This window comes from Calidifontibacter terrae, from assembly GCF_054778835.1.
Map to the genome: position 1 here is coordinate 16,477 of NZ_BAAGZF010000005.1, position 20,689 is coordinate 37,165.

Here is a 20,689-nt window from a genome sequence, read left to right on the forward strand (position 1 = left end):
CGAGGAGGGACCGATGGGATCAGACGTCGCCGGCACGGTCTACACGCGCGAACAGCGCCAGCAATACCGCGAGAAGGTCCGTCAGGACCTCGATGTGTTCGAACAGATGCTGCACACTCGCGGGTTCGAATTTGACCGCACGCTCACCGGCATGGAGATCGAGCTGAACCTGGTCGACGAGGCGATGGCCCCGACGATGAGCAACGCGAAGGTGCTTGAGCGGATCGCCGATACCGACTACCAGACCGAACTTGGCCAATACAACATCGAGCTCAACGTCAGTCCGCGTCCGATGCCGGGCGAGGAGAGTCTTCTTCTTGAGAAGGATCTGCGGGCGAGTTTGAACCGGGCCGAGGAGCGCGCCCTGGAGTCCGGCTCCCGGATCGTTGCCGTGGGCATCCTGCCGACCCTGATGCCGGAGCATTTCCACACCGAATGGATCAGCGCCAACTCCCGCTACACCGCCCTGAACGACGCGATCTTCAACGCGCGCGGCGAGGATCTGTTCATCGACATCGAAGGCCCCAGCGGGGAGCGGCTGGCGACCTACGCCGATTCGATCGCGCCGGAGTCAGCGTGCACCTCCGTACAACTGCATTTGCAGGTCAAGCCCTCGCAGTTCGCGGCTTACTGGAACGCGGCGCAGGCAATCTCGGGGCCGCAGCTTGCCCTCGGAGCGAACTCGCCGTTTTTCTTCGGTAAGAAGCTGTGGCACGAAACGCGGATCGAGCTGTTCAAGCAGGCGACGGACACCCGCAGCATCGAGCTGAAGAACCAGGGCGTACGCCCCCGCGTGTGGTTCGGCGAGCGGTGGATCACCTCGATCTTCGACCTGTTCGAGGAGAACGTGCGCTACTTCCCGGCGCTGCTGCCCGAATGCGGCGACGAAGACCCGGTGGCGATGTTCGAAGCCGGCGAAGCCCCCGAACTTTCGGAACTGCGGTTGCACAACGGCACCGTCTACCGCTGGAACCGGCCGATCTATGACATCCACGACGGGCGTCCGCACCTGCGGGTGGAAAACCGCGTCCTGCCGGCCGGACCGACCATCGTCGACACCCTGGCCAACTCCGCCTTCTACTACGGCGTGGTGCGCAAACTGGCTGAGGACGAGCGACCGGTCTGGACCCGGATGAGCTTCGCGGCGGCCGAGGCCAACTTCGAGGAGTGCGCTCGTCGCAGCCTGGACGCCAAGGTCTACTGGCCCGGCTTTGGCGAGGTGGCGGCCGACGAACTGATCCTGCGCCACCTGCTGCCGCTGGCCCACCAAGGGCTGGAGGAGTGGGGTGTCGCCCAGTCCGTACGGGATCGGTTCCTGGGCGTTGTCGAGGACCGTTGCCGCGCCGGGATCAACGGAGCGACCTGGCAAATTGATTGCGTGGACGCCTACGAGCGCAAGGGCAAGACGCGTGCGGAGGCCCTGCGCCTGATGCTGGAGCGCTACCTGGAGGGCATGGGCGACAACGCGCCGGTGCACACCTGGGGACTGCCCAGCTGAGGCTCAGGCGCGGGTCTGCCGGTTCCAGATCTGGATGGTCGGGGCGTCGTGGTGATACCCCAGCCGGCAGACCGCGCCCGCGTCGAGCAGCAGACGCATCCCGAAACGCGGGCTGAGCTGCAGGAACACCGCGGTCAGGATGCGCAGCGCGTGGCCGTGGGCCACGAGAGCGACGTTGCCTTCGTACAGTTGTGGCTGCACCTTGGCCAACACGTGTGACATCCGGGCGGCGACGTCCTCGACCGTCTCGCCAGGTGTCTTACCCGGGATGACGCCGTCCTTGAAGATCTCCCACGTCGGGTCGCCGGTCTGCTCGCGGATCTGTGGGGTGGTCAGGCCCTCGTAGCCGCCGTAGTCCCACTCGCGCAGGTTGTCGTCGATCTGCACATTCTTCAGCCCCGCCAGCTGCGCGGTGCGTTGCGCGCGCTGTAGCGGGGAGCTGTACGCCGCAACGAAGTCGATGCCGGCGACGACCTCTCCCGCACGCACGGCGCAAGCTTCACCCTCTGGCAGCAGCGGCAGATCCGTGGTGCCGGTGTGTTGCCCGGAGCGCGACCATTCGGTCTCGCCGTGGCGGATCAGGATCAGGCTGTGTTCGGGCGCGGCGTTGCTCATGATGGCCAACCTAGTCAGTGGTGGCAGGCTGGGTTCCATGACCTCCAACCTGACCCCGACCCCAGCTTCGGACGCCATGCGTTCCGTTTCCCTCACCCGCACCGCTGCCGGCGAATTCCGCGCCACCAACGCGCGGGGCGGGACCTTCGACTTCGGCAGTGGCGGCGACGACCAGTTCACCCCGGTCGAGCTGTTGCTCGCCGCGATAGCCGGCTGCTCGGCGATCGACGTCGACATCCTCACCTCTCGTCGCAGCGAACCGGAAACCTTCGAGGTGACCGCCGCGGGGGAGAAGTTGCGAGACGAGCAGCACAACCACATGGGCCCGATCACCGTCACCTTCGCGGTCACCTTCCCCGAGGGCGACGCCGGCGATGCGGCTCGCGAGCAGTTGCCGCAAGCAGTGGCGTTGTCCCACGACCGACTCTGCACCGTCAGCCGTACTGTCCAACTGGGCGCCGACGTGACGATGGACGTGCGGTGACGACCCGGGTCGCTTTCCTGCGAGCAGTCAATGTCAGCGGCCGGCAGGTACTGATGGAACGGCTGCGCGGGATCCTCACCGAAGCCGGCTTCCGCGACGTGGCGACCCATATTCAAACCGGGAACGTCCTGGTCACGACGAGTCTGCGCAGTGATGCCCGCATCATCGCGGCTTTGGAGAAGGCGATCCTCGACGAACTCGGGTTCGAGGTGCCGGTGATGCTTCGGCAGCCCGCCGACCTGCGGCGGATCGTCGAGGAGGCGGACGCGTACGAAGATCCGCTCGGCTCGAGCGACCGTCGTTACGTCACGCTGTTGGGCAAGCCCGCATCGGCGGAGGCTGCGAAGGTCTTCGACCAGTGGGACGCTCCGGGCGAGCGGCTTCGGGTCAACGGCAGCGAGGTGCACTGGTGGCTCACCCGGTCGACCCACGCAGCGAAGATCAGCAACGCCCGGTTGGAGAAGCTGCTCGGACCCGGCACCACTCGCGACCTCAAGGTGATGCGGGCGCTCGCCGACAAGTGGGCGGTAAGTTAACGCGATGGCCCGCTACTTCGACGTCCACCCGGTGGACCCCCAACCGCGCAGCATCGGCCAGGCGGTGCAGATCCTGCGCGATGGCGGTCTGATCGCTTATCCGACCGACTCGTGTTTCGCGCTTGGCGCGATGCTCGGGAACGCCGACGCCAAAGAGCGAATCGTGCGGATCCGACACCTCGACGACAAGCACCACTTCACGCTGATGTGTGACAACTTCGCCCAGTTGGGGCAGTTCGTCGTGATCGACAACAAGGTCTTTCGCGCCCTCAAGGCCGCGACGCCAGGGCAATACACGTTCATTCTCCCGGCGACCTCCGAGGTGCCGCGCCGGTTCCTGCATGCGAAGAAGAAGACGGTCGGCGTACGCATCCCGCAGCACCCCGTCGTCCACGCGCTGTTGCGCGAACTGGGGGAGCCGCTGTTGACCAGCACCCTGCTGCTGCCCGGCCACGACGAACCGATGGTCGACGGATGGTCGATCAAAGAGGAACTCGATCACGTCATCGATGCGGTGATCGATTCGGGCGAGTGTGGCGTGGATCCGACGACGGTCGTCGACTTCTCCGACGGCGCCCCGCAGGTCGTACGCGTAGGCGCCGGTGACCCGACACCGTTCGAGTGACGACGGACCGGTTCTAGAGTGGGCGGCATGACTCGTGCCCTTCTGGTGACCGAACACGGCGACCGTTCCGTTCTCGCAGTATCCGACGTGAAGGTCGCGCCGCCCGAGGTCGATCAGGTGCAGGTGAAGGTCGCCGCGATCGGGGTGAACTTCATCGATGTCTACAAGCGCCAAGGCGTCTACCCGCAGCAGACGCCCTTCGTGTTGGGCGAGGAAGCTGCCGGTGAGGTTGTTGCGATCGGCGCCGATGTCACCGACTTCGCGGTGGGTGACCGGGTGGCTTGGGCGCAGACCTCCCACAGCGCCGCCGAACTGGTGAATGTCCCCGAGCGCCTGGCAGTGCCCGTGCCGGACGGCCTGGACTTGACGGTCGCTGCCGCGGCGATGCTGCAGGGGATGACCGCGCACTACCTGGTGAACTCCTCCTGGCCGGTGCAGGAAGGGCAGATCGCGCTGGTCCATGCGGCGGCCGGCGGCGTGGGGCAGTTGCTGGTGCAGTTGATCACCGCCAAGGGCGCGACGGTCGTCGCGACCGCGGGCAGCGCCGAGAAGCTGGCCGTTGCGCAGCAACTCGGCGCTGACCACCTCATCAATTACCGCGACTACGAAGGTGATTCGCTGGCCGCGCGGGTGCGCGAGCTGGCCGGTCGGGGCGTCGATGTCGCTTACGACGGAGTCGGCAAGGACACCTTCGATGCGTCCCTGGCGAGCCTGAGACCGCGCGGGATGGCGGTGCTGTTCGGCGGCGCCAGCGGTCAGGTTCCGCCCTTCGATCTCCAGCGACTCAACTCGAGCGGGTCCCTCTTCGTGACCCGCCCGACGCTGGCGCACTACCTGCTCGACCGCGACGAGGTGCTCTGGCGCGCGGGCGACATCCTCGACGGACTGGCCGACGGTTCACTGCAGTTGGAGATCGGCGCGACCTATCCGATCGAGCAGGCCGCTGCGGCATACGAAGCCCTCGAGGGCCGCGCCACCACCGGCAAGGTTGTGCTCACGCTGTAGGCGTTGCGGTCAGGCCCCACGCCTGCGCGAGTCTGGCGTAGGAGTCACGCCGCACCTGCGGGTCGTAGGTGTACGTCGTCACGATGACCTCGTCGAGGTCGTGATCGTCGACGAATCCCTGGAGACCCTCGACGACCTCGTCGGCCGTGCCGACGAAGGTGGCCGGTCCGTCCGGGCTGCCGGCGAACTGCAGCAGTTCCTCCGGAACGACAGAGGCCAGGTCGTCGACCGGCGGTTCAAGCGGACCAAGCTGACCCGTACGCAGTCGGATTCGCATCAATTGCGAACTGGTGAACAGCCGTTCGGCTTCGGCCCGGGTGTCGGCGATCAACACGTTTACGCCCGCCATCACGGTCGGTCGCTCGACCTGCGCGGTGCGGGCTTCGGCGTCGAACCGCTCCCGGTAGAGCGCGATCGCTTCGCGGATCTGTTGCGGAGCGAAGTGCGACGCGAACGAATAGGGCAGGCCCAAGACGGCGGCGACTTGGGCGCCACCGGTCGAGGAGCCGAGCATCCAGACCGGGACTGAGGTGCCCTCCCCGGGAATTGCTCGTACGGTCGCGGTTCCGTCGAGGTGATCGACGATGCCCAGGACGTCGCGAGCGAAGTCGTTCAGGTCGGACTCCCCGCGGCGCAACGCTGCCGCCGTCATGGGGTCGGTTCCGGGAGCGCGGCCAATGCCGAGGTCGAAGCGGTCGCCGTAGAGGGTGGCGAGGGTGCCGTAGTACTCGGCGACCATCAAGGGGGAGTGGTTGGGCAGCATGACGCCGCCACTGCCCAGCCGGATGCGCTCGGTGTGATGGGCGAGGTCGGCGAGGATCAACGAGGTGGCGCTGGCCATGAAGGTGGTGCTGCCGTGATGTTCGGCCACCCACAATCGGTGGTAGCCGAGACGGTCGAGGTCGCGCGCCAGGGCGCGACTGTTCTCGAAGGCCTGCGGTCGTTCCATACCCGCGCTCAACGGCACGAGTTCCAACGCACTCAAGGGGATTCGTTCGCTCACGGGTTTTGCAACCGGCGTCCTGACCGGGTTGTTCCCATGTAGTTGACGAATCAACTTTATTGGATCTACCCTAAAACCATGAACTCCAGTCGTATGCCGGTCCTCTATCTCTCCCACGGTGCGCCGCCGCTGGCGGACGACACCACCTGGACCAGCCAGCTGGCGTCCTGGTCGAAAAAGCTCCCCAAGCCCGAGAACGTGCTGATCGTCTCGGCCCACTGGGAGAACAACCCGATCACCGTCTCTTCGACCACCGGAGCGCCGCTGACCTATGACTTCTGGGGCTTCCCGCAGAAGTACTACGACGTCACCTATTACGCGCCGCCGGCGCAGGAACTCGCCCACGCCGTCGCGCGCAATGTGGCCGAACTCGGGCCGGTCCAGCAGGACCCGAATCGCGGCCTCGACCACGGGGCGTACGTTCCGATGGTCGAGATGTTCCCCGACGCCGATGTGCCGGTTCTCCAGGTGTCGATGCCGACGCTGGACCCGCAGGAGTTGTTCGGTTTCGGTCAGAAACTCGCATCGCTGCGCGATGAGGGAACCTTGATCATCGGCTCCGGTTTCACCACCCACAACCTGAGCTGGTTCCACCCCTCCGGCGGTGCGGACGCCACGGCGCCGGCGGCGTCGCAGGAGTTCGACCACTGGGCGGCGGAGCGGGTCGCGGCCGGCGATGTCGACGGCATCCTGGACTGGATGGACAAAGCACCAGCCGCGCTTGAGGCCCACCCTCGCTCGGAGCATTGGGCGCCGCTGTTCGTCTCGCTTGGGGCGAGCTCGGTGGCCGGATCGGTCGAGGGCGACAGCGAGATCGACGGGTTCTGGTTCGGCTTGTCGAAGCGGTCATGGACTTTCAACTGACCTTTTAACTGACTTTTCGAACGACCTCGAACTGCGGGTGATGCTCAGCGTTATCGTCGACGAATGGCCGCTAACGACTTCATCGATGAACTGATCGACCAACTCGGTCCGGACGTCGTACGAACGTCGCTGGAACAACGCGAGGCGTATCGCTACGACCGGGCGCGCGATCCGCGAGCGCAGTTGCCGCTCGCGGCGGTGTTGCCACGCACCGTCGAACAGGTGCAGACGACGTTGCGCTGGGCCTCGGCGCATCGAATCCCGGTGACCCCGCGCGGCGCCGGAACGGGCCTGTCCGGGGGCGCTGACGGCCTCGATGGTGGCATCGTTCTGTCGTTGGAGCGGATGACTGCGATCGAGATCGATCCGGCGACCCGCACCGCCCGCGCCGAGCCCGGCGCCCTCAATGTGGCGGTCAAGCAGGCTGCGGCCGAGCATGGCCTCTGGTATCCGCCCGACCCTTCGTCGTACGAGATTTCCTCCATCGGCGGCAACGTCGCCACGAATGCCGGCGGCCTCTGCTGCGTGAAGTACGGCGTCACGATGGACTACGTGCTCGGCCTCGATGTGGTGCTCGCCGACGGTCGACTCGTCACCTTCGGCGGTCCCCGAGCCAAGGACGTCACCGGTTTGCCGCTGGCCAAACTGATGGTCGGTAGCGAGGGCACCCTCGGTGTAGTGACCGCGGTGATCGCCAAACTCACGCCGCCGTTGGCGCCGCCGGCGACGCTGGTCGCGACCTTCGCCGACGTGACCCAGGCGGCCCGCGCCGTGGTGCAAATGTGTCGCGACTGCAAACCCTCGATGGTCGAGTTGATGGACAACGCCTCGATCAATGCGGTCGAGGACAACCTCAAGATGGGCTTGGATCGCGGTGCGGGAGCGCTGCTGTTGGTGCAATCCGACGCCGCCGGCCAGTCCCGACAGCTCGAGATGGATCTGGTTCGCGCGGCCTGTCAGGATGCCGGCGCGACTGACGTCGTTGACACCGACGACCCGGACGATGGCGTGCTCTTCGTCGCCGCGCGGCGAGCGGTATTGCCCTCGTTAGAGCGGTTGGGCGCCTGTCTGCTGGAGGACGTCGGGGTGCCGGTGCCGCGCTTACCCGAACTGTTGGGCGGCGTGGAGAAGATCGCCGCTGAACTGGGCCTCGCGATCCCGACCGTGGCTCACGCCGGTGACGGCAACGCCCATCCGGTGATTGTTCACGACCCGAGCGACCCCGACCAGCAGGAGCGCGTGCAACGGGCGTTCGCCCGGATCATCGAGCTGGCGCTTTCGTTGGACGGCACGATCACCGGTGAACACGGCGTGGGCCGGATCAAACAACCGATGGTGCGCGCCCAGCTCGGTGACGACGTCGTCGACTTGCAGCATGCGATCAAGGCGGCCTTCGATCCGCTCGGGATCTTGAACCCCGGCGCGGGCTACTGAGTCACGGGCTACTGCCGTTCACTCAGACAGCAAGCTCGCCTGATAACGGCGCATGCCGCTCAGCCAGCGGTCCGGATCGGCCGCCTTCTGCTGCAGCATCGTGCGCACCTGCGGATGGGGGAGGATCAGGAAGGTTTCGGCGGCGACCGCGGCCAACACCTCGCTGGCGACCTCGGCAGGCGACAACACCTCGCCCGCGGACAGCACGGCCTGGGTAGCGGCCGCGCCGAGCCGGTCACCCGAGGCTGATCCGGCGCGCAGCAAGGCGGTCTCGACTCCCATCGGGCACAAGCAGCTGACGCGCACCCCCTGATCGCCGTATGTCACACTCAGCCACTCCGCGAACGCGACTGCTGCATGCTTGGTGACCGCGTAGGTCGCCGACCCGATCTGGGTCAGCAGGCCAGCCGCCGACGCCGTCGACACGAAGTAGCCGGCGCCACGGTCGGTCCACTGCGGAATGAGCAGCTGAGCCGCTCGGATGTGGGCGCGCAGGTTCACCTCGATGCTGAGGTCCCAGTCACGCTCCGTCGCTTCAAGCCCAGGTGCGCCGGCGATGCCGGCATTGGCGAAGTAGAGCTCGGCCGGTCCCGACAACTGCTCGGCGGCGGTGATGGCCGTTTCGATGACGTCGGTGGCTGCGACATCGCCGGTGATGGCAACCGCTCGCTCACCAAGCGCCTGGGCTGTCTGCCGCACCGCTGGGTCGAGGTCGACCAGCACCACACTTGCTCCGCGGGTGATCAGTTCGGCAGCAATCGCCGCACCGATGCCACCGGCGGCGCCGGTGACGACGGCGGTCTTGTCCTTGACGTCCATCAGTTGTGTCCTCTCGTGGCTGCGTCGATTCAATCAGCCGGGCCACGGAAGGTGGCGCGCGCTGCGAAACTCCAGGTCTTGACCCGTCACCGGATCCCGAAAAGCGAGTTGCCGGGCGAGCAACAGCAACGGGTTGCTGTAGTCCGTCGACGACACCCGGCGTACGACCGGATACAGCGGATCTCCGACGATCGGCGCATCGAGGTGGTTCAAGGTGGCGCGCAACTGGTGGGTGCGCCCGGTGTGCGGTTCGAGCTCGTAGCGCGCAAACGATCCCTGCTCTTCAAGGATGCGAACAGCGGTGTGTGCGTTGGGAGTTCGCCACGGATCGATGCGGGTGGCCGGGTCGCCGCGCACCTTGTGTAGGTGCAGCGCCACGTCGTCGACGCCGACGAAACCATCGATGCGTGGGGCGATCGCTTCGTACAGCTTGTGGCATTCGCGCCGGGCGAACAGTTGTTGATAGGCGCCGCGATGTCCGATCTGTTTCACCAGGAGCAGCACACCCGCGGTGAGTCGGTCGAGCCGGTGGGCGGCGGTGAGATCCGGCAGACCGTGATCGACGCGAAGTCGGGCGACGGCGGTCTGGGTGATGTGTTGTCCGCGCGGCATGGTGGCCAGGAAGTGCGGCTTGTCGACGACCAGGATGCGCTCGTCCTCGTGGAGCACGGGGATGTCGAACGGCACTTCCGGTTCGGGCCGCAGTTCACGGCGCAGGAAGACCACCTCGCCGCGGACGTACGGCTCCTGCTGCGTCAGGAGGCGCCCGTCCGCCGCCGCGATCCTGCCCTCGGTGAAGATGTATGCCACCTCCTGCGCGGTGAGGGAATGCAATCGGTCGCGCAGATGATCGCCGAGAGTCGCCCACGCTCCCTCTTGCGGCAGCGTGATCCGCATCGCGTCGATGCCATTCACCTGGGGCCAGGGGGAGCGGGGTGGTTGTCGGCGTCGGCTCATCGCTGCAGCGCGACCAGCACCTCGTGGTGCGCGGTCTGGGGGAACATGTCGAACAGGCGGGCGTGGGTCGCGGTGAATGACGGCAGCCGAGCCAGATCCGCGGCGAGGCTGGTCGGGTTGCAACTGGAGTAGAGGAGGCGGCTCGCGGTCGATTTCTCGATCCAGTCGCAGACCTGCGCGCCGATACCGCGCCGGGGCGGGTTCACGATCACCAGATCGGGGTCGCCGGCGAGACTGAGCAACTGCGCAGAGTCGCCGGCATGGAAGGCGAAGTCTGTCGAGGAGTGCAGTTCATCCGCGGACCGCTGGGCGAACCTGGCCGCGTCCGCCGAGATCTCCACACCGACGACCTGCTGCGCCGCACCGGCGCAATGCAGGGCAAACCCGCCAACCCCACAGAACAAGTCGACCAGCCGCTCGGCCGGCGCTTCGGCGGCCCACTGCGCGGCCTGCTGATAGAGCGCCGTCGCGACGTCGGTGTTGGTCTGGAAGAAGCTTCGCGGGCCGAGGTGCAGGGTGATCGGGCCGAGCCGCATCGGCAGGGTCGCCGCGTCGGACAAGGCGATCTCCTCATCACCCTCGGTCACGGCTTTGTGATCGGGCAGCAGGTTTGCGGTGATCACCCGGGTGTTCGGCAAGGCCGCCCGAAGACGGTCCAGCCCGGCACGCAGCTTGCCGAGCTGGCCCTGCGAGCGCAGCACGAACCTGATCATCAGGTCGCCGGAGGGGGAGAGGGTCAGCAGGATGTTCTTCAGCTCGCCGCTGCGGCGCGGGACGTCGTACGGCGTGAGTCCGAGGTCGTCGACCACGGTGCGCAGCGGGATGAGGGCGGCGGCGAGCGCGGGTTCGTAGAGCCCGCAGCCGGTGAGGTCCACACCGTTGCCGCCGGCGTCGAGAATGCCGAGGGTCACCGCCCCGCGCTGGCCGCCGACGACCAGTTTTGCCTTGTTCCGGAAGCCCGACTCGGGCCCGGCGTACGCGTCCTGCCAGACGTTCGCGGCGATCATCGGCAGCGCGGTTCGAACCAGGAGTTCGCCGCGCGCGAGTTGCTCGGCGTAGGGCTCACCCATGAAGGTGCACGACCGGCACTCGTTCCGGTCGAAGTAGCCGCATTGCATGGTGTCGAGAATACGGTCAGGCCGGCGGCGACCCTGGGGCGACGGGGGATCACGCCTCAGCGGCGGTGACGGGCCGGCGGGACCTTTGCGTGATAGGGCGCGGCGAGCGCGGGAGCGAGCGGGTCGAAACCGGGCATCGCCTGGGCCAGCCAGGCGAATGACGGCCCGATCTTGGGACCCCAGACGGAGACCGTGTGGCCGCCCTGCTTCAACAGCAGCGCCGTGACCGACAGCGGCCTTCGGGCGTCCTTGACCAGGGCGTCAGTGGAGGGATAGCTCAGCGAATCCTCCTTGCTGGCCATGAGCCACAGGTTGAGGGCCGGCGGGTGTTGGCGGGCGATCTTCACCAGGTCGTACTGCTCGTAGGCGGCCGATCCGGGCTTGAAGGGTTCGTAGTCGGTGGAGAAACTCGGTCGGAAGTAGCCCTGCAGCGCGACTGAGGCGCCGAAGATGTCGGGGTGGCGGAAGCCGAGCAGGGCGGCGCACCATCCGCCGTACGAGAAGCCCCAAGCGGCCCACGACGTGCGTTTGGTCTCGACCCTGAAATGGGAGATCGCCCAGGAGGGGACGTCTTGAGCCAGCCAACTTTCGGCCTGCGGACCGCCGGGCACGTTCACACATTCGGTGTCCAGTGGCACCGGGTCGTCGATTTGCGGGATCACCATGATGCTGGGCACGAGTCGGTGTTGGGCGACCATCTCGTCGAACGCCTGCAGGATCCCGTAGTGATTCATCGAACCGGGGCCGCCGGGGAACCCATGCAGGGCCATGATCACCGGATAGGTCTGCGCGGACGCCGAGTTGTAGCCCTTGGGTAGATACACCCACACTGCGCTGTGGAAGCCGCTCACACGGCCGCTGACCACATAGCGCTGCATCCGTTGGCCCGGGTCGGGGAGTTTGGGCAGGTGGGCCGGGGTGTGCCACTGGTTGAAGCCGACGCCGACCACCTTCGCGACATTGGCGTCGTGGGCACTACCGCCATGGCGAACCTGCACCGCCGGCGACTGGTATCCAGCCAAATCACTCCAGCTGACGTAGAACGCGTATTGATCGTTGAGCATCACGAACGCCAGCGTGACGACGCTGGCGTTGAGCAGCAATGCCAGCCCGGCTCGTACGCCGCCGGCGGCCCAGCGGTTGCGCAGCCTGGGGAAGCCGATGACCAAGGCCGCGAACAGGATGAGCGCGGCGAGGGCAAGCAGGAGCGGCAGGGTGGAACCAGTCAGTGACACCCCTGCAGGGTGCGCCTTAATTCCGGGAGGTTGCCGAGAGTTTCCTGGGAGCGGTGAGGGTTAGGCATGGTCGGCAAGAGCCGTGGCGAAACCGATCATGACCGCGCCGGTGCCAGCCTCGATGATTCGCTGGGTTCGCTTGCGCTGCAATGCGGCTCGGGCTCGTCCGGCCAACGCGACGACCGCCAACAACACCACCAGGCCGACCAGGGTGAGTGTCAGCGCGTAGGCGATGATGCCGATCATCGGGGTGCCTGGCGCGACGAACTGGGGGAGCACCGCGAGGTTGAAGGCGAGCACCTTGGGGTTGGTGATGTTGCAGAGGAAGCCTTGCCGCAGAGCGCGCCAGGGTGAGGCTACCGCCTTGGCGGGAGTCGACCAGTCGGCGTCTTTGGCTCGGATCGCGGCGCGGAACGCCATGATGCCGAGGTAGGTGAGGTAGGCGACGCCAGCCCAGCGGATGGTCTCAAAGACCGGCCGGGACCCGGCGATGATCGCCCCGAGCCCCACAGCCGCCAGGACTCCTTGGGTCGCGCCCGCGACGCAGATCCCGACCGTGGTCCACAGGCCTCGTAGTCGGCCACCGATCACGGTGTTGCGCAGGGTCAGGAACGTGTCCGGACCGGGCGCCACGGCGATCACGGTCGCGAACACCACGAAGCTGAGGTAGTGCGCCATGGATCGCAGTATGCGTCCGACAGTGCGCTACGGACCAGTTGCGTCCACGAAGTGGCGGTCAGCCGAGCATTGAAACGTCTTCGGCCGAGAGGGTGACGGAGCCCGCGCCCATGTTCTCCTCCAAGTGGGCCACTGACGAGGTGCCCGGAATGAGCAGAATGTTGTCGGCGCGAGCCAACAACCACGCGAGGCCGACCTGGCTGGCAGTCGCGTCATGCTGTGCGGCGAGCTGCTGAACGCGGGGGTCCTCGGTCACCTTCGGCATGTGTGGGAAGGCAGACCCGAGCGGGAAGAACGGGACGTAGGCGACGCCACGTTCCTGGCAAAGCTCCAAGGTGGCGTCATCGTCGCGGTGCAGCAGGTTGTAGGCGTTCTGAACGCACATCGCGCCCGCGTCGAGCGCCTGCCGGGCCTGGTCGGTGGTGACGTTGCTGATGCCGAATGCCTCCAGGACGCCCTCGTCGACCAGGTCGCGCATGGCCTGCAGCTGCTCGTCGAGCGGGCAGAAATCTTCGTCCGACGACATTTCCTCGCGGGGCATGACGCGCAGGTTGATCACCGGCAGGCGGTCGACGCCGAGTGCTTCAAGGTTGCGGCGCGCGTCGCGCTTCAGCGCCTCGGGGTGCTGGTCGGGCAGCCAGCTGCCGTCTTCGCCGCGCCGAGCTCCGATCTTCGACACCAACACCAGGTCGTCGGCGTAGGGGTGCAGCGCCTCGCGGATCAGTTCATTGGAGACATCCGGACCGTAGAACTGGGAGGTGTCGATGTGGTTCACGCCGAGTTCGACCGCGCGGCGCAACACCGCGAGCGCCGCGTCGCGGTCGCGCGGCGGACCGAAGACACCGGGGCCGGGCAGTTGCATGGCGCCGAAGCCGATTCGGTTCACGAGGTGGCCGGCAAACGAGAAGGTGGTCATGGCATCGCTCCAGACAAGTGTGGAAACTCGGGGTTGCTTCGACTACCGAAGCATCATCTCCCACGACACCCGTAGTCATGGAATGTGGTCGTTATAACGACCACATTCCGAACCTGCTGCGATGCTGGGGCGATGGGACGGCTGGTCTACATCTGCATCGGTTCGCTCGATGGCTATGTCGCCGATGAGCGCGGAGAATTCGACTGGTGTGCCCCGGATGCGCAGGTCCACACCTATCTGAACGAGCGCGATCAACCGGTGGTGGCCGAGCTCTACGGACGCCGACTCTACGAGGTGCTGAAGGTCTGGCAGACCTACGGAACCGAACCCGACGCCCACCCGGCCGAGCGGGCGTACGGCGAACAGTGGCGCGGCCGCGACAAGGTCGTGTTCTCGACCTCGCTGGCTGCGGTGGAGACCCCGCGCACCCAGCTCGAGCGCTCCTTCGACCCGGTTGCCGCGCGCCGTTTCGTCGACAGTGTCGACGGGATCGTCACGATCGGCGGGCCAACCCTCGCGGCCCATGCGCTGCGGGCCGGCATTGTGGATTCCGTTGAGTACTACGCGAATCCGGTCGTGGTTGGCGGCGGGACCGCGTGGCTGCCCAGCGATCTGCGGGTCGGTTTGCAACTGACCGGCGAACACCGATTCGACTCGGGTGTGGTGCACCTGGCCTACGACGTGGTCGGCCGAGCAGGGATGACCAGGGCAGCGGTCGCGAGGTAGCCGTGTCGGACACCCCAGGCCTTGCCGATGCCAGATTAGGACGCGTCTTCGGTGGCCCTGGAGCCGACCTGTTCGGCGACCTCCCGTGCAGCGCGCCGGGCTGCTCGGCTCGCCCCAATGGTGCTCGCCGAGGGGCCGTAGCCAATGAGGTGGACCCGTGGATCGCGTACGGCGGTTGTTGCTGCCTGGACATTCCCGGGCACCCGCTCGAGCGGGATGCCGCCCTCCGGTCCGCGCAGCCCAAGCGGCTCCAAATGGTCTACGGCAGAACGGAATCCGGTTGCCCAGAGGATGACGTCGGCGCGTTCGAAGGTGCCGTCACCCCACCGCGCGCCGGTCGGCTCGAGTCGGTCGAAGATTGGCCGCGGGTGGTCGTACGCCCCCCGCGCGGCGGCGGCGGACTCCTGCTCGCGCAGGACGAGGCCGGTGGCTTCGACGACACTGGTCGGTGGCAGTCCGGCGACGACGCGTCGTTCGACTTCGGTGACGATTTCCAGGCCGGCTCGTCGGTCGAAGGTGCCGGTGGCGCGCCATCGCGGTGGACGACGAGTCACCCAGATCGTGTCGGCGATGGGCGCGAGCTCGCCGATGAACTGCACGGCCGAAGCGCCGGCCCCGACGATCATGATTCTTTTGCCGCGCAGTTGCTCTCGGCCTGGGTAATTGGCGGTGTGGAACTGCTGGCCGCTGAAATCTCCCATCCCGGGATAGCTCGGCCAGTTCGGCGCGGTCCACGTTCCGGCGGCGTTGATCAGGGTGCGCGTGAGCCAGCTACGTTGCGCCGAATGGACCACTAACAGGTCGCCCTCGCTGGTCACCGCGGTGACCTCGACCGGGCGCATGACGGGAAGGTCATGGCGTTCTTCGTACGCGGCGAAGTAGTTCGGAATCGCGCTGTTGGCGCGCTCATCAGATCGCGCGGGTGCAGGTTCGCCCGGCAGGTCCGCGACGCCGTGCACGTCGCGCATGGTCAGGGAGTTCCACCGGTGTTGCCACGCGCCGCCAGGGATCGGGTTGGCGTCGAGCACGACGTGGTCGACGCCCCGCTGAAGCAGGAAGTAGGAAGCAGCCAGGCCGCCCTGGCCGGCGCCGATCACGATCGAATCCCAGATCTCCACGCCTCATCAACGCCGGTGGTGCCGCCGATATGCCGCGTGCGCGGGACGAAATCCAGGTGGCGGTATGGCTCGCATGTCGGCTTGGATGCAGGCATGTCGATCACTGTGGAGTCCGCAACAACGAGCTCGGTGCACGAGATTATCGACGCGGTGGCGACCTGGCAGCGAGAAGGCGCACCGGTGCAACTGCACAACGGCGATCTCGGCTGGGCGTTGCGCTTCGGAGCGCCGTCGTTGGCTGACGAAGTCCGCGCGTGGCGTCGTGACGGGGAACTGGTGGCCGCCGGTGCGGTCGATGCGAAGGAGGCCCTCATTCGGATGGCGATCGCGCCGAGCGTTCAAGAGGACGAGGAATTCGCGGACCTGCTGCTGGCCGATCTCTGCGACCCTGGCCATGGGGTGTTGCCCGCTGACCGCGGGTTCGTCGAGGCTCGCGCCGGGCGCGCCTTTCGTGATCTGTTGCAGCGCAGCGGATGGACGCCCGACGAGCCCTGGACGCCGTTGCGGCGAACGCTGGGGGAGCCGGTCGAGGACTGCGGTCTGCGGATCGAAGCCCTCGATGCGGACCATTCCCCGGAGGCCATCGTGCGCGACCGGGTGGCGGTGATGCTGGCTGCGTTCCCGAACTCGACGTTCAGCGTGCGGCGGTGGCAGGCGATGGCGTCGGCGCCGGCCTATCGGCAGGCGCGCTGCTTGGTTGCGTACGACGCCGATGACAATGCGGTCGCCACGACGACCGTGTGGTCGGCCGGTCGCGGGCGCCCGGGACTGATTGAGCCGTTGGGCGCGCATCGCGACTATCGCGGACGTGGATACGGGCGGGCCATCGCCGTTGCGGCTGCGGCGGCGCTGCAGGAGATGGGCGCGTCGAGCGTGACGGTTTGCACCCCGAGCAGCAACGTCGGTGGGGTGGCGGCCTACGGTTCGGCGGGGTTCGAGCAGCTGCCCGAGGTGACCGACTTCCGTCGTCCCGAAGTCGGACGACCAGCTTCCGAGGGGCTTGGGCGTTCGCTGTGATGGACGGCGCGAGGACGCAGGACGAGGGCGCGGTGCGGGCGGCGTACGACGTCGTTGCTGACACGTACGCCGACCATTTCCGGTCCACCGAGCCGGAGTTGCCGGTGGAGCTGGCGATGATCGAGCACTTCGCGGGGTTGGTCGCGGGGCAGCGCAGGGTGCTCGATGCGGGATGCGGCGCGGGACGGATGATGCCGTTGCTCGCCGACCTCGGCTGCGTTGTCGAGGGGGTCGACCTGTCGGCGGAGATGATTCGTCGCGCGCAGGTCGACCATCGCGAATTTCCTTCGCAAGTAGGCACTTTGACCGCACTGCCGTTCGGCGACGATGCGTTTGATGGCGTCTTCTCTTGGTATTCGACGATCCACAATCCCGACTCCGACCTGCCACAGATATTCGGAGAGATACGTCGGGTGCTGCGGGCCGGCGGAGTCGTGTTGGTCGGCTTTCAGACAGGTGACGGAGTCGCCGATGTGTCGGCGAGCTACCGGCGCCGAGGCCACGAGATCACCCTGAAGCGATATCGGCGCACCCCGGACTGGATGGTCGAGCAGCTGGCTGCGGCGGGCTTCCGCGAGGTCGCACGTCTGTCGCGTGGCGCGGCTGATCACGAGCGGGATGGTCAAGCAGTCGTCGTGGCCACAGCCGACTGAGTCGTTTCGGCTGCCGGTGAAATCTGGTCGCGAGGGTCGCGGAAACCCTTTGTGGTTCAACAAGATTCAGCTGGTGTTGGGGGGTTCCGCGTCGTTGAGGTCGTTGAGGTCGTTGAGGTCGTTGAGGAGTCCGGGGGTGGTGTTGAAGGTTCGGCCGGTGAGGCTGGTCCAGGTTTCGTTGCCGTGGGGGTCGGTGGTGATTTTCCAGCGGGCGTGTTTCGCGCGGTGGTGTCGGCGGCAGAGGCAGTGCAGGTTTGTCAGGGTTGTTTGGCCCGCCGGCCAGGGGGTGATGTGGTCGAGGTCGGTGTAGCGGGCTGGATGGGTGCAGCCGGGGTGGCGGCATGTTCGGTCGCGGGCGATGACTTTTTCGCGGAGGCTGGGGGAGGGCGGTAGTGGTCGCCGCCCGGCGACAGCGGGTCGCTGTTCGTCGACTGGCTGATCGGTTGGGTCCACTGGCCGCTTGGTTCACCGGTGATGTCGTCGATGGTCCGCAGGGCGCCGTTCACGGTGATGGCTCTGCCGGGGTAGGTGGCCACGAGGTCGGCGAGCGCGGTGACGCTGAGGGCGCCGGTGCGGCCGAAGGCGATCGCACCGGCGGTGTTCAGCGCGTCACTCAGCGCGTCGGCCGGTTCCGCTGGGGCGGCTCGAAAAGCGGTCCGGACCGCAGGGACTCCCGGTGGGGCACCGTTGCCCACAGCTGCTGGATCAGTCACGCGATCAGCAAGCGTGTCATCGCCACTGTTGCCACCGTCGCTGTTAGTGCTGTCGGCACTGTTACTGACGGGGTGTGCGCTGGGGATGATGATGTCGAGGTTGAGTTTGAGGGTGATGCCGCGCATGGCGAGGTGGAAGAGGGCGTCGGTGCGGTGTTGGCCCAGGGTCCGGTCTTCGCTGCCGCTGTTGTTTTTGGTGTCGCGGTGTAGTTGTTGGGCGTGTTCTTCGATCGCGGCGATGAGTGTTTCGAGGTGTTCGGTGGGCATGACCGCGGACAGCATCGAAAGGCCGGGGGTGGGGTGGTGGTCGAACCAGACCCCTTGTTGTTGCGCGGCGGTCTTTTTCGCGGTGGTTCGCGCCGCGGCGGCCTCGTGTTTGGTGACCAGGGTTCGGGTGGAGCGGCGGGCCTGCACCCTGGTGGTGTGGTGAATCCCGCGGCGCAGGACTGCTGCTTGCACGGTCTCGCAGGTTTCGGGTCGGGCGTCTTGCAGTTCGCGGGCGATGACCGCGATCGTGTCGAGGTTGATCGGCACCTCCGTCGAACCCTTCGCCGGCTTCCCCGCGGTCTTCGTTGTGGCTAATGGCCCATGGTCTTGGGTGTTCTTGCCGCCGCGGGGGTTGGGTCCTTGGTGGGCGACGAGGTCGAGGAGTTCGGGGGTGCGGGTCCGCATCCAGAGGGCTTCTTCGATGAGTCGGTCGGTTTGGTAGGGGCCTAGGCCGAGGGCGGGCGCCAGGTAGGACTGCGCCCAGGGGGAGAGGTGCTCGGGGGTGTGTTCGACGAAGTCGCAGGGGGCCATATCGGGGGTGCCGGTGGGTGGGTCGTAGGTCGCGAACCGGGCGGCGGCCAGGGTGCGGACCGCGGCGGAGGTTTGGGTGGCGCGGTGGGCGCAGACGGTTGCCTGTTCGAAACGGGCTGCTTGCAGGATCCCGGGCCGGGTTTCTTCGTACGGTTCGGCGGTGGTCGCGCGGGTGGTGATGGTGGCGGGGGTGGCGCCGGTGGGGGTGGATCCGCCGTAGGGCAGGGGTGACCAGTAGTCGTCGCCGGTTTCTTCGTGGAAGGGGTCGGCTTCTTTGAGGCGTTCGTAGAGGTTGGCGTCCAGGAGTTCGATGATCAGCAGGTGGCGGGTGATCGGGTTGAGTCCGGGTAGCAGGGTGGGGGAGTCCGCGGCGTCGACAGCGGCGGCGATGCCGTCTTCGTACAGGATGTTTTGCAGGAACTCCTTGGCGGCCCGCACGGGCGCTTCGGGGTCGGTGTTCCTGGCGTGTTCCATCTTCGTATCGTACGCTTGTACCCATTGGTAGGGAAGGGTTCTGGTAGCGAATCCTGTTCGCTGTCAGCGTAATTCGTGATTTCCGAGGTTGTCAGTGACCACCGATAAAGTGGTCGAGGGAGTGGAATGCGACCTTAGGTGTTCCCATGCTGCGAGCTCGGGAGGAGACTGGCTGTATGCCCATCAAATCGAAGGTCCAGCGCGCGGTTACCAGCCTGCACGTGTCGCTCTATCGGCGAGTGAGTTCGGCGAAGGTGCGCCGGATGGCCGGGTTGCCGATCCTGCTGCTCACGGTGACCGGTCGCAGGAGTGGCCGCCAGATCACAACGCCGGTGTGTTACCTCGACACGGACAGTGGTTTCGCAGTCGCGGGGAGCGCGGCAGGTTCGGACAGCGAGCCCCAATGGTTCCGAAATCTGCGAGTCGCGACGGAGGCGTCGGTCGAGATCGGATCGAATCGACAGACGGTTTCTGTACGGATTTTGAAGGGCGCGGAGCGGGACGCCATGTGGCAGCGGCTCCTGGCCGAGGGCACGACATTCGCGGGCTACGAACAGAAGACGTCGCGCCGCATTCCGGTGGCTCTTCTGACGCCGCGCTGATCCGAGCGACTCAACCGGGCCACCTGACCGGTGGGCCGGTTGAGAATGAACACTCGAGCTGGTTTGAAATCGGGAGAGATCGTGAAGCTGCTTCTTACGTCTGGGGGAGTCTCGAACCCGAGCATCCTGGACGCGCTCGTTGGCCTGCTTGGCAAGCCGATCGATGAATGTTTTGCGCTGTGTATTCCGACGGCTGAGTACGGACACCCTTCGTGTACGCCGACGTCGGCCTGGCGGTTCGTCGCAGGTCGAAGTCCGGCGCCGATGACTGACCTCGGCTGGAAGTCTGTCGGGCTGCTGGAGCTGACGGCCCTGCCGAGTATCGGAGCTGACCGCTGGGTTCCTTGGGTTCGGGAGGCGGACGTCCTACTGGTGGACGGCGGTGACGCGGTGTTCCTGCGCCACTGGATGCTCGAGTCCGGGCTGATGGACGTGCTGTCGACTCAGCCGGAACTTGTCTGGGTCGGGATGAGTGCCGGCAGCATGGTGATGACGCCCAAGATCGGTGTGGACTTCGTTCACTGGCAGCCGCCCGGTGAGGATGACAAAACGCTCGGCGCCGTTGACTTCTCAATCTTCCCGCATCTGGATCACCAGCTCATGCCGGACAACAACCTTGCTGAGGCGACGCGATGGGCGGCAGACATCGGGGGACCGGCGTACGCGATCGATGACCAGACGGCGATCACGGTTGTGAACGGCAAGGTCGAGGTCATCTCCGAGGGGCAATGGCACTTGTTTCCAGGAACGGGCAGTTCTGGATCGGAATGATGAGCTCTGCCAGGCGAATTCGTCTTAGGC

At 66.5% G+C, this 20,689-nt stretch carries 22 protein-coding genes; 12 read left to right on the forward strand and 10 right to left on the reverse strand.

Translation table 11 applies throughout. The annotated features are described in order from the left end of the window. Window positions 1-13: 13 nt before the first annotated feature. Window positions 14-1,498, forward strand: a complete 1,485-nt coding sequence (locus ACYU98_RS07030) for a glutamate--cysteine ligase (protein ID WP_460467492.1) — start codon at window positions 14-16, stop codon at window positions 1,496-1,498. Window positions 1,499-1,501: 3 nt separating this feature from the next. Here the strand turns inward: ACYU98_RS07030 and ACYU98_RS07035 are convergent, their stop codons facing one another. Then, entirely contained in the window at window positions 1,502-2,113 is a 612-nt protein-coding gene (locus ACYU98_RS07035) for a histidine phosphatase family protein (protein ID WP_460467493.1), read from the reverse strand. 37 nt (window positions 2,114-2,150) lie between these two features. Here ACYU98_RS07035 and ACYU98_RS07040 point away from each other — a divergent pair, with 37 nt between their 5' ends. From ACYU98_RS07040 to ACYU98_RS07055, 4 genes are read left to right on the forward strand one after another with little or no spacing between them, the layout of a single operon-like run. Then, entirely contained in the window at window positions 2,151-2,597 is a 447-nt protein-coding gene (locus tag ACYU98_RS07040; RefSeq protein WP_460467494.1) for an OsmC family protein, read from the forward strand. Further along, window positions 2,594-3,133, forward strand: coding sequence for a DUF1697 domain-containing protein (locus ACYU98_RS07045; RefSeq protein ID WP_460467495.1), 540 nt, complete (start codon window positions 2,594-2,596; stop codon window positions 3,131-3,133). The genes ACYU98_RS07040 and ACYU98_RS07045 overlap by 4 nt, the downstream gene beginning before the upstream one ends. A gap of 4 nt (window positions 3,134-3,137) precedes the next feature. Beyond that, entirely contained in the window at window positions 3,138-3,758 is a 621-nt protein-coding gene (locus ACYU98_RS07050; RefSeq protein ID WP_460467496.1) for an L-threonylcarbamoyladenylate synthase, read from the forward strand. A 27-nt stretch (window positions 3,759-3,785) separates the two neighbouring features. After that, window positions 3,786-4,763 carry a quinone oxidoreductase family protein gene (locus ACYU98_RS07055; protein ID WP_460467497.1) on the forward strand — a complete coding sequence of 326 codons (978 nt, stop codon included), beginning with the start codon at window positions 3,786-3,788 and terminating at the stop codon, window positions 4,761-4,763. Here the strand turns inward: ACYU98_RS07055 and ACYU98_RS07060 are convergent. Next, window positions 4,753-5,766, reverse strand: coding sequence for an LLM class flavin-dependent oxidoreductase (locus tag ACYU98_RS07060; RefSeq protein WP_460467498.1), 1,014 nt, complete (start codon window positions 5,764-5,766; stop codon window positions 4,753-4,755). The genes ACYU98_RS07055 and ACYU98_RS07060 overlap by 11 nt on opposite strands. A gap of 78 nt (window positions 5,767-5,844) precedes the next feature. On the opposite strand from ACYU98_RS07060, the gene ACYU98_RS07065 reads away from it, so the two are divergent. Both ACYU98_RS07065 and ACYU98_RS07070 read left to right on the forward strand, forming a co-directional pair. After that, the gene (locus tag ACYU98_RS07065; protein ID WP_460467499.1) at window positions 5,845-6,630 is read left to right on the forward strand and encodes a dioxygenase family protein; all 786 of its coding nucleotides are present in this window, start codon (window positions 5,845-5,847) and stop codon (window positions 6,628-6,630) included. Window positions 6,631-6,693: 63 nt separating this feature from the next. Then, window positions 6,694-8,064 carry an FAD-binding oxidoreductase gene (locus ACYU98_RS07070; protein ID WP_460467500.1) on the forward strand — a complete coding sequence of 457 codons (1,371 nt, stop codon included), beginning with the start codon at window positions 6,694-6,696 and terminating at the stop codon, window positions 8,062-8,064. A gap of 18 nt (window positions 8,065-8,082) precedes the next feature. Here the strand turns inward: ACYU98_RS07070 and ACYU98_RS07075 are convergent, their stop codons facing one another. The 6 genes from ACYU98_RS07075 to ACYU98_RS07100 are packed head-to-tail and all read right to left on the reverse strand — an operon-like array spanning window position 8,083 to window position 13,787. Next, complete coding sequence (locus tag ACYU98_RS07075) at window positions 8,083-8,883, reverse strand: SDR family oxidoreductase (protein ID WP_460467501.1); 801 nt, start codon at window positions 8,881-8,883, stop codon at window positions 8,083-8,085. Between the two features lie 33 nt (window positions 8,884-8,916). Next, complete coding sequence (locus ACYU98_RS07080) at window positions 8,917-9,840, reverse strand: pseudouridine synthase (RefSeq protein WP_460467502.1); 924 nt, start codon at window positions 9,838-9,840, stop codon at window positions 8,917-8,919. Further along, window positions 9,837-10,958, reverse strand: a complete 1,122-nt coding sequence (locus ACYU98_RS07085) for a methyltransferase domain-containing protein (protein WP_460467503.1) — start codon at window positions 10,956-10,958, stop codon at window positions 9,837-9,839. The genes ACYU98_RS07080 and ACYU98_RS07085 overlap by 4 nt, the downstream gene beginning before the upstream one ends. Before the next feature lie 56 nt (window positions 10,959-11,014). Continuing rightward, window positions 11,015-12,193 carry an alpha/beta hydrolase gene (locus ACYU98_RS07090; protein ID WP_460467504.1) on the reverse strand — a complete coding sequence of 393 codons (1,179 nt, stop codon included), beginning with the start codon at window positions 12,191-12,193 and terminating at the stop codon, window positions 11,015-11,017. Window positions 12,194-12,253: 60 nt separating this feature from the next. After that, window positions 12,254-12,871, reverse strand: a complete 618-nt coding sequence (locus ACYU98_RS07095) for a LysE family translocator (protein WP_460467505.1) — start codon at window positions 12,869-12,871, stop codon at window positions 12,254-12,256. A gap of 58 nt (window positions 12,872-12,929) precedes the next feature. After that, complete coding sequence (locus tag ACYU98_RS07100) at window positions 12,930-13,787, reverse strand: oxidoreductase (protein WP_460467506.1); 858 nt, start codon at window positions 13,785-13,787, stop codon at window positions 12,930-12,932. 132 nt (window positions 13,788-13,919) lie between these two features. On the opposite strand from ACYU98_RS07100, the gene ACYU98_RS07105 reads away from it, so the two are divergent. After that, on the forward strand, window positions 13,920-14,513 hold the full coding sequence (locus ACYU98_RS07105; protein WP_460467507.1) for a dihydrofolate reductase family protein: 594 nt from the start codon (window positions 13,920-13,922) through the stop codon (window positions 14,511-14,513). A 35-nt stretch (window positions 14,514-14,548) separates the two neighbouring features. Here the strand turns inward: ACYU98_RS07105 and ACYU98_RS07110 are convergent, their stop codons facing one another. Then, window positions 14,549-15,631: a flavin-containing monooxygenase gene (locus tag ACYU98_RS07110; protein WP_460467508.1), complete on the reverse strand. Its 1,083-nt coding sequence runs from the start codon at window positions 15,629-15,631 to the stop codon at window positions 14,549-14,551. A gap of 93 nt (window positions 15,632-15,724) precedes the next feature. On the opposite strand from ACYU98_RS07110, the gene ACYU98_RS07115 reads away from it, so the two are divergent. Both ACYU98_RS07115 and ACYU98_RS07120 read left to right on the forward strand, forming a co-directional pair. After that, complete coding sequence (locus ACYU98_RS07115; RefSeq protein ID WP_460467509.1) at window positions 15,725-16,648, forward strand: GNAT family N-acetyltransferase; 924 nt, start codon at window positions 15,725-15,727, stop codon at window positions 16,646-16,648. Next, the gene (locus tag ACYU98_RS07120; protein ID WP_460467510.1) at window positions 16,648-17,301 is read left to right on the forward strand and encodes a class I SAM-dependent DNA methyltransferase; all 654 of its coding nucleotides are present in this window, start codon (window positions 16,648-16,650) and stop codon (window positions 17,299-17,301) included. Before ACYU98_RS07115 ends, ACYU98_RS07120 begins: the two co-directional genes overlap by 1 nt. Window positions 17,302-17,558: 257 nt before the next feature. Here ACYU98_RS07120 and ACYU98_RS07125 read toward each other — a convergent pair whose 3' ends face one another. Then, window positions 17,559-19,286: a hypothetical protein gene (locus tag ACYU98_RS07125; RefSeq protein ID WP_460467511.1), complete on the reverse strand. Its 1,728-nt coding sequence runs from the start codon at window positions 19,284-19,286 to the stop codon at window positions 17,559-17,561. 176 nt (window positions 19,287-19,462) lie between these two features. Between ACYU98_RS07125 and ACYU98_RS07130 the strand changes: the two genes are divergently transcribed. Both ACYU98_RS07130 and ACYU98_RS07135 read left to right on the forward strand, forming a co-directional pair. After that, window positions 19,463-19,888: a nitroreductase family deazaflavin-dependent oxidoreductase gene (locus ACYU98_RS07130; protein WP_460467512.1), complete on the forward strand. Its 426-nt coding sequence runs from the start codon at window positions 19,463-19,465 to the stop codon at window positions 19,886-19,888. Window positions 19,889-19,969: 81 nt separating this feature from the next. Next, the gene (locus ACYU98_RS07135; protein ID WP_460467513.1) at window positions 19,970-20,659 is read left to right on the forward strand and encodes a Type 1 glutamine amidotransferase-like domain-containing protein; all 690 of its coding nucleotides are present in this window, start codon (window positions 19,970-19,972) and stop codon (window positions 20,657-20,659) included. Window positions 20,660-20,689 lie beyond the last annotated feature (30 nt).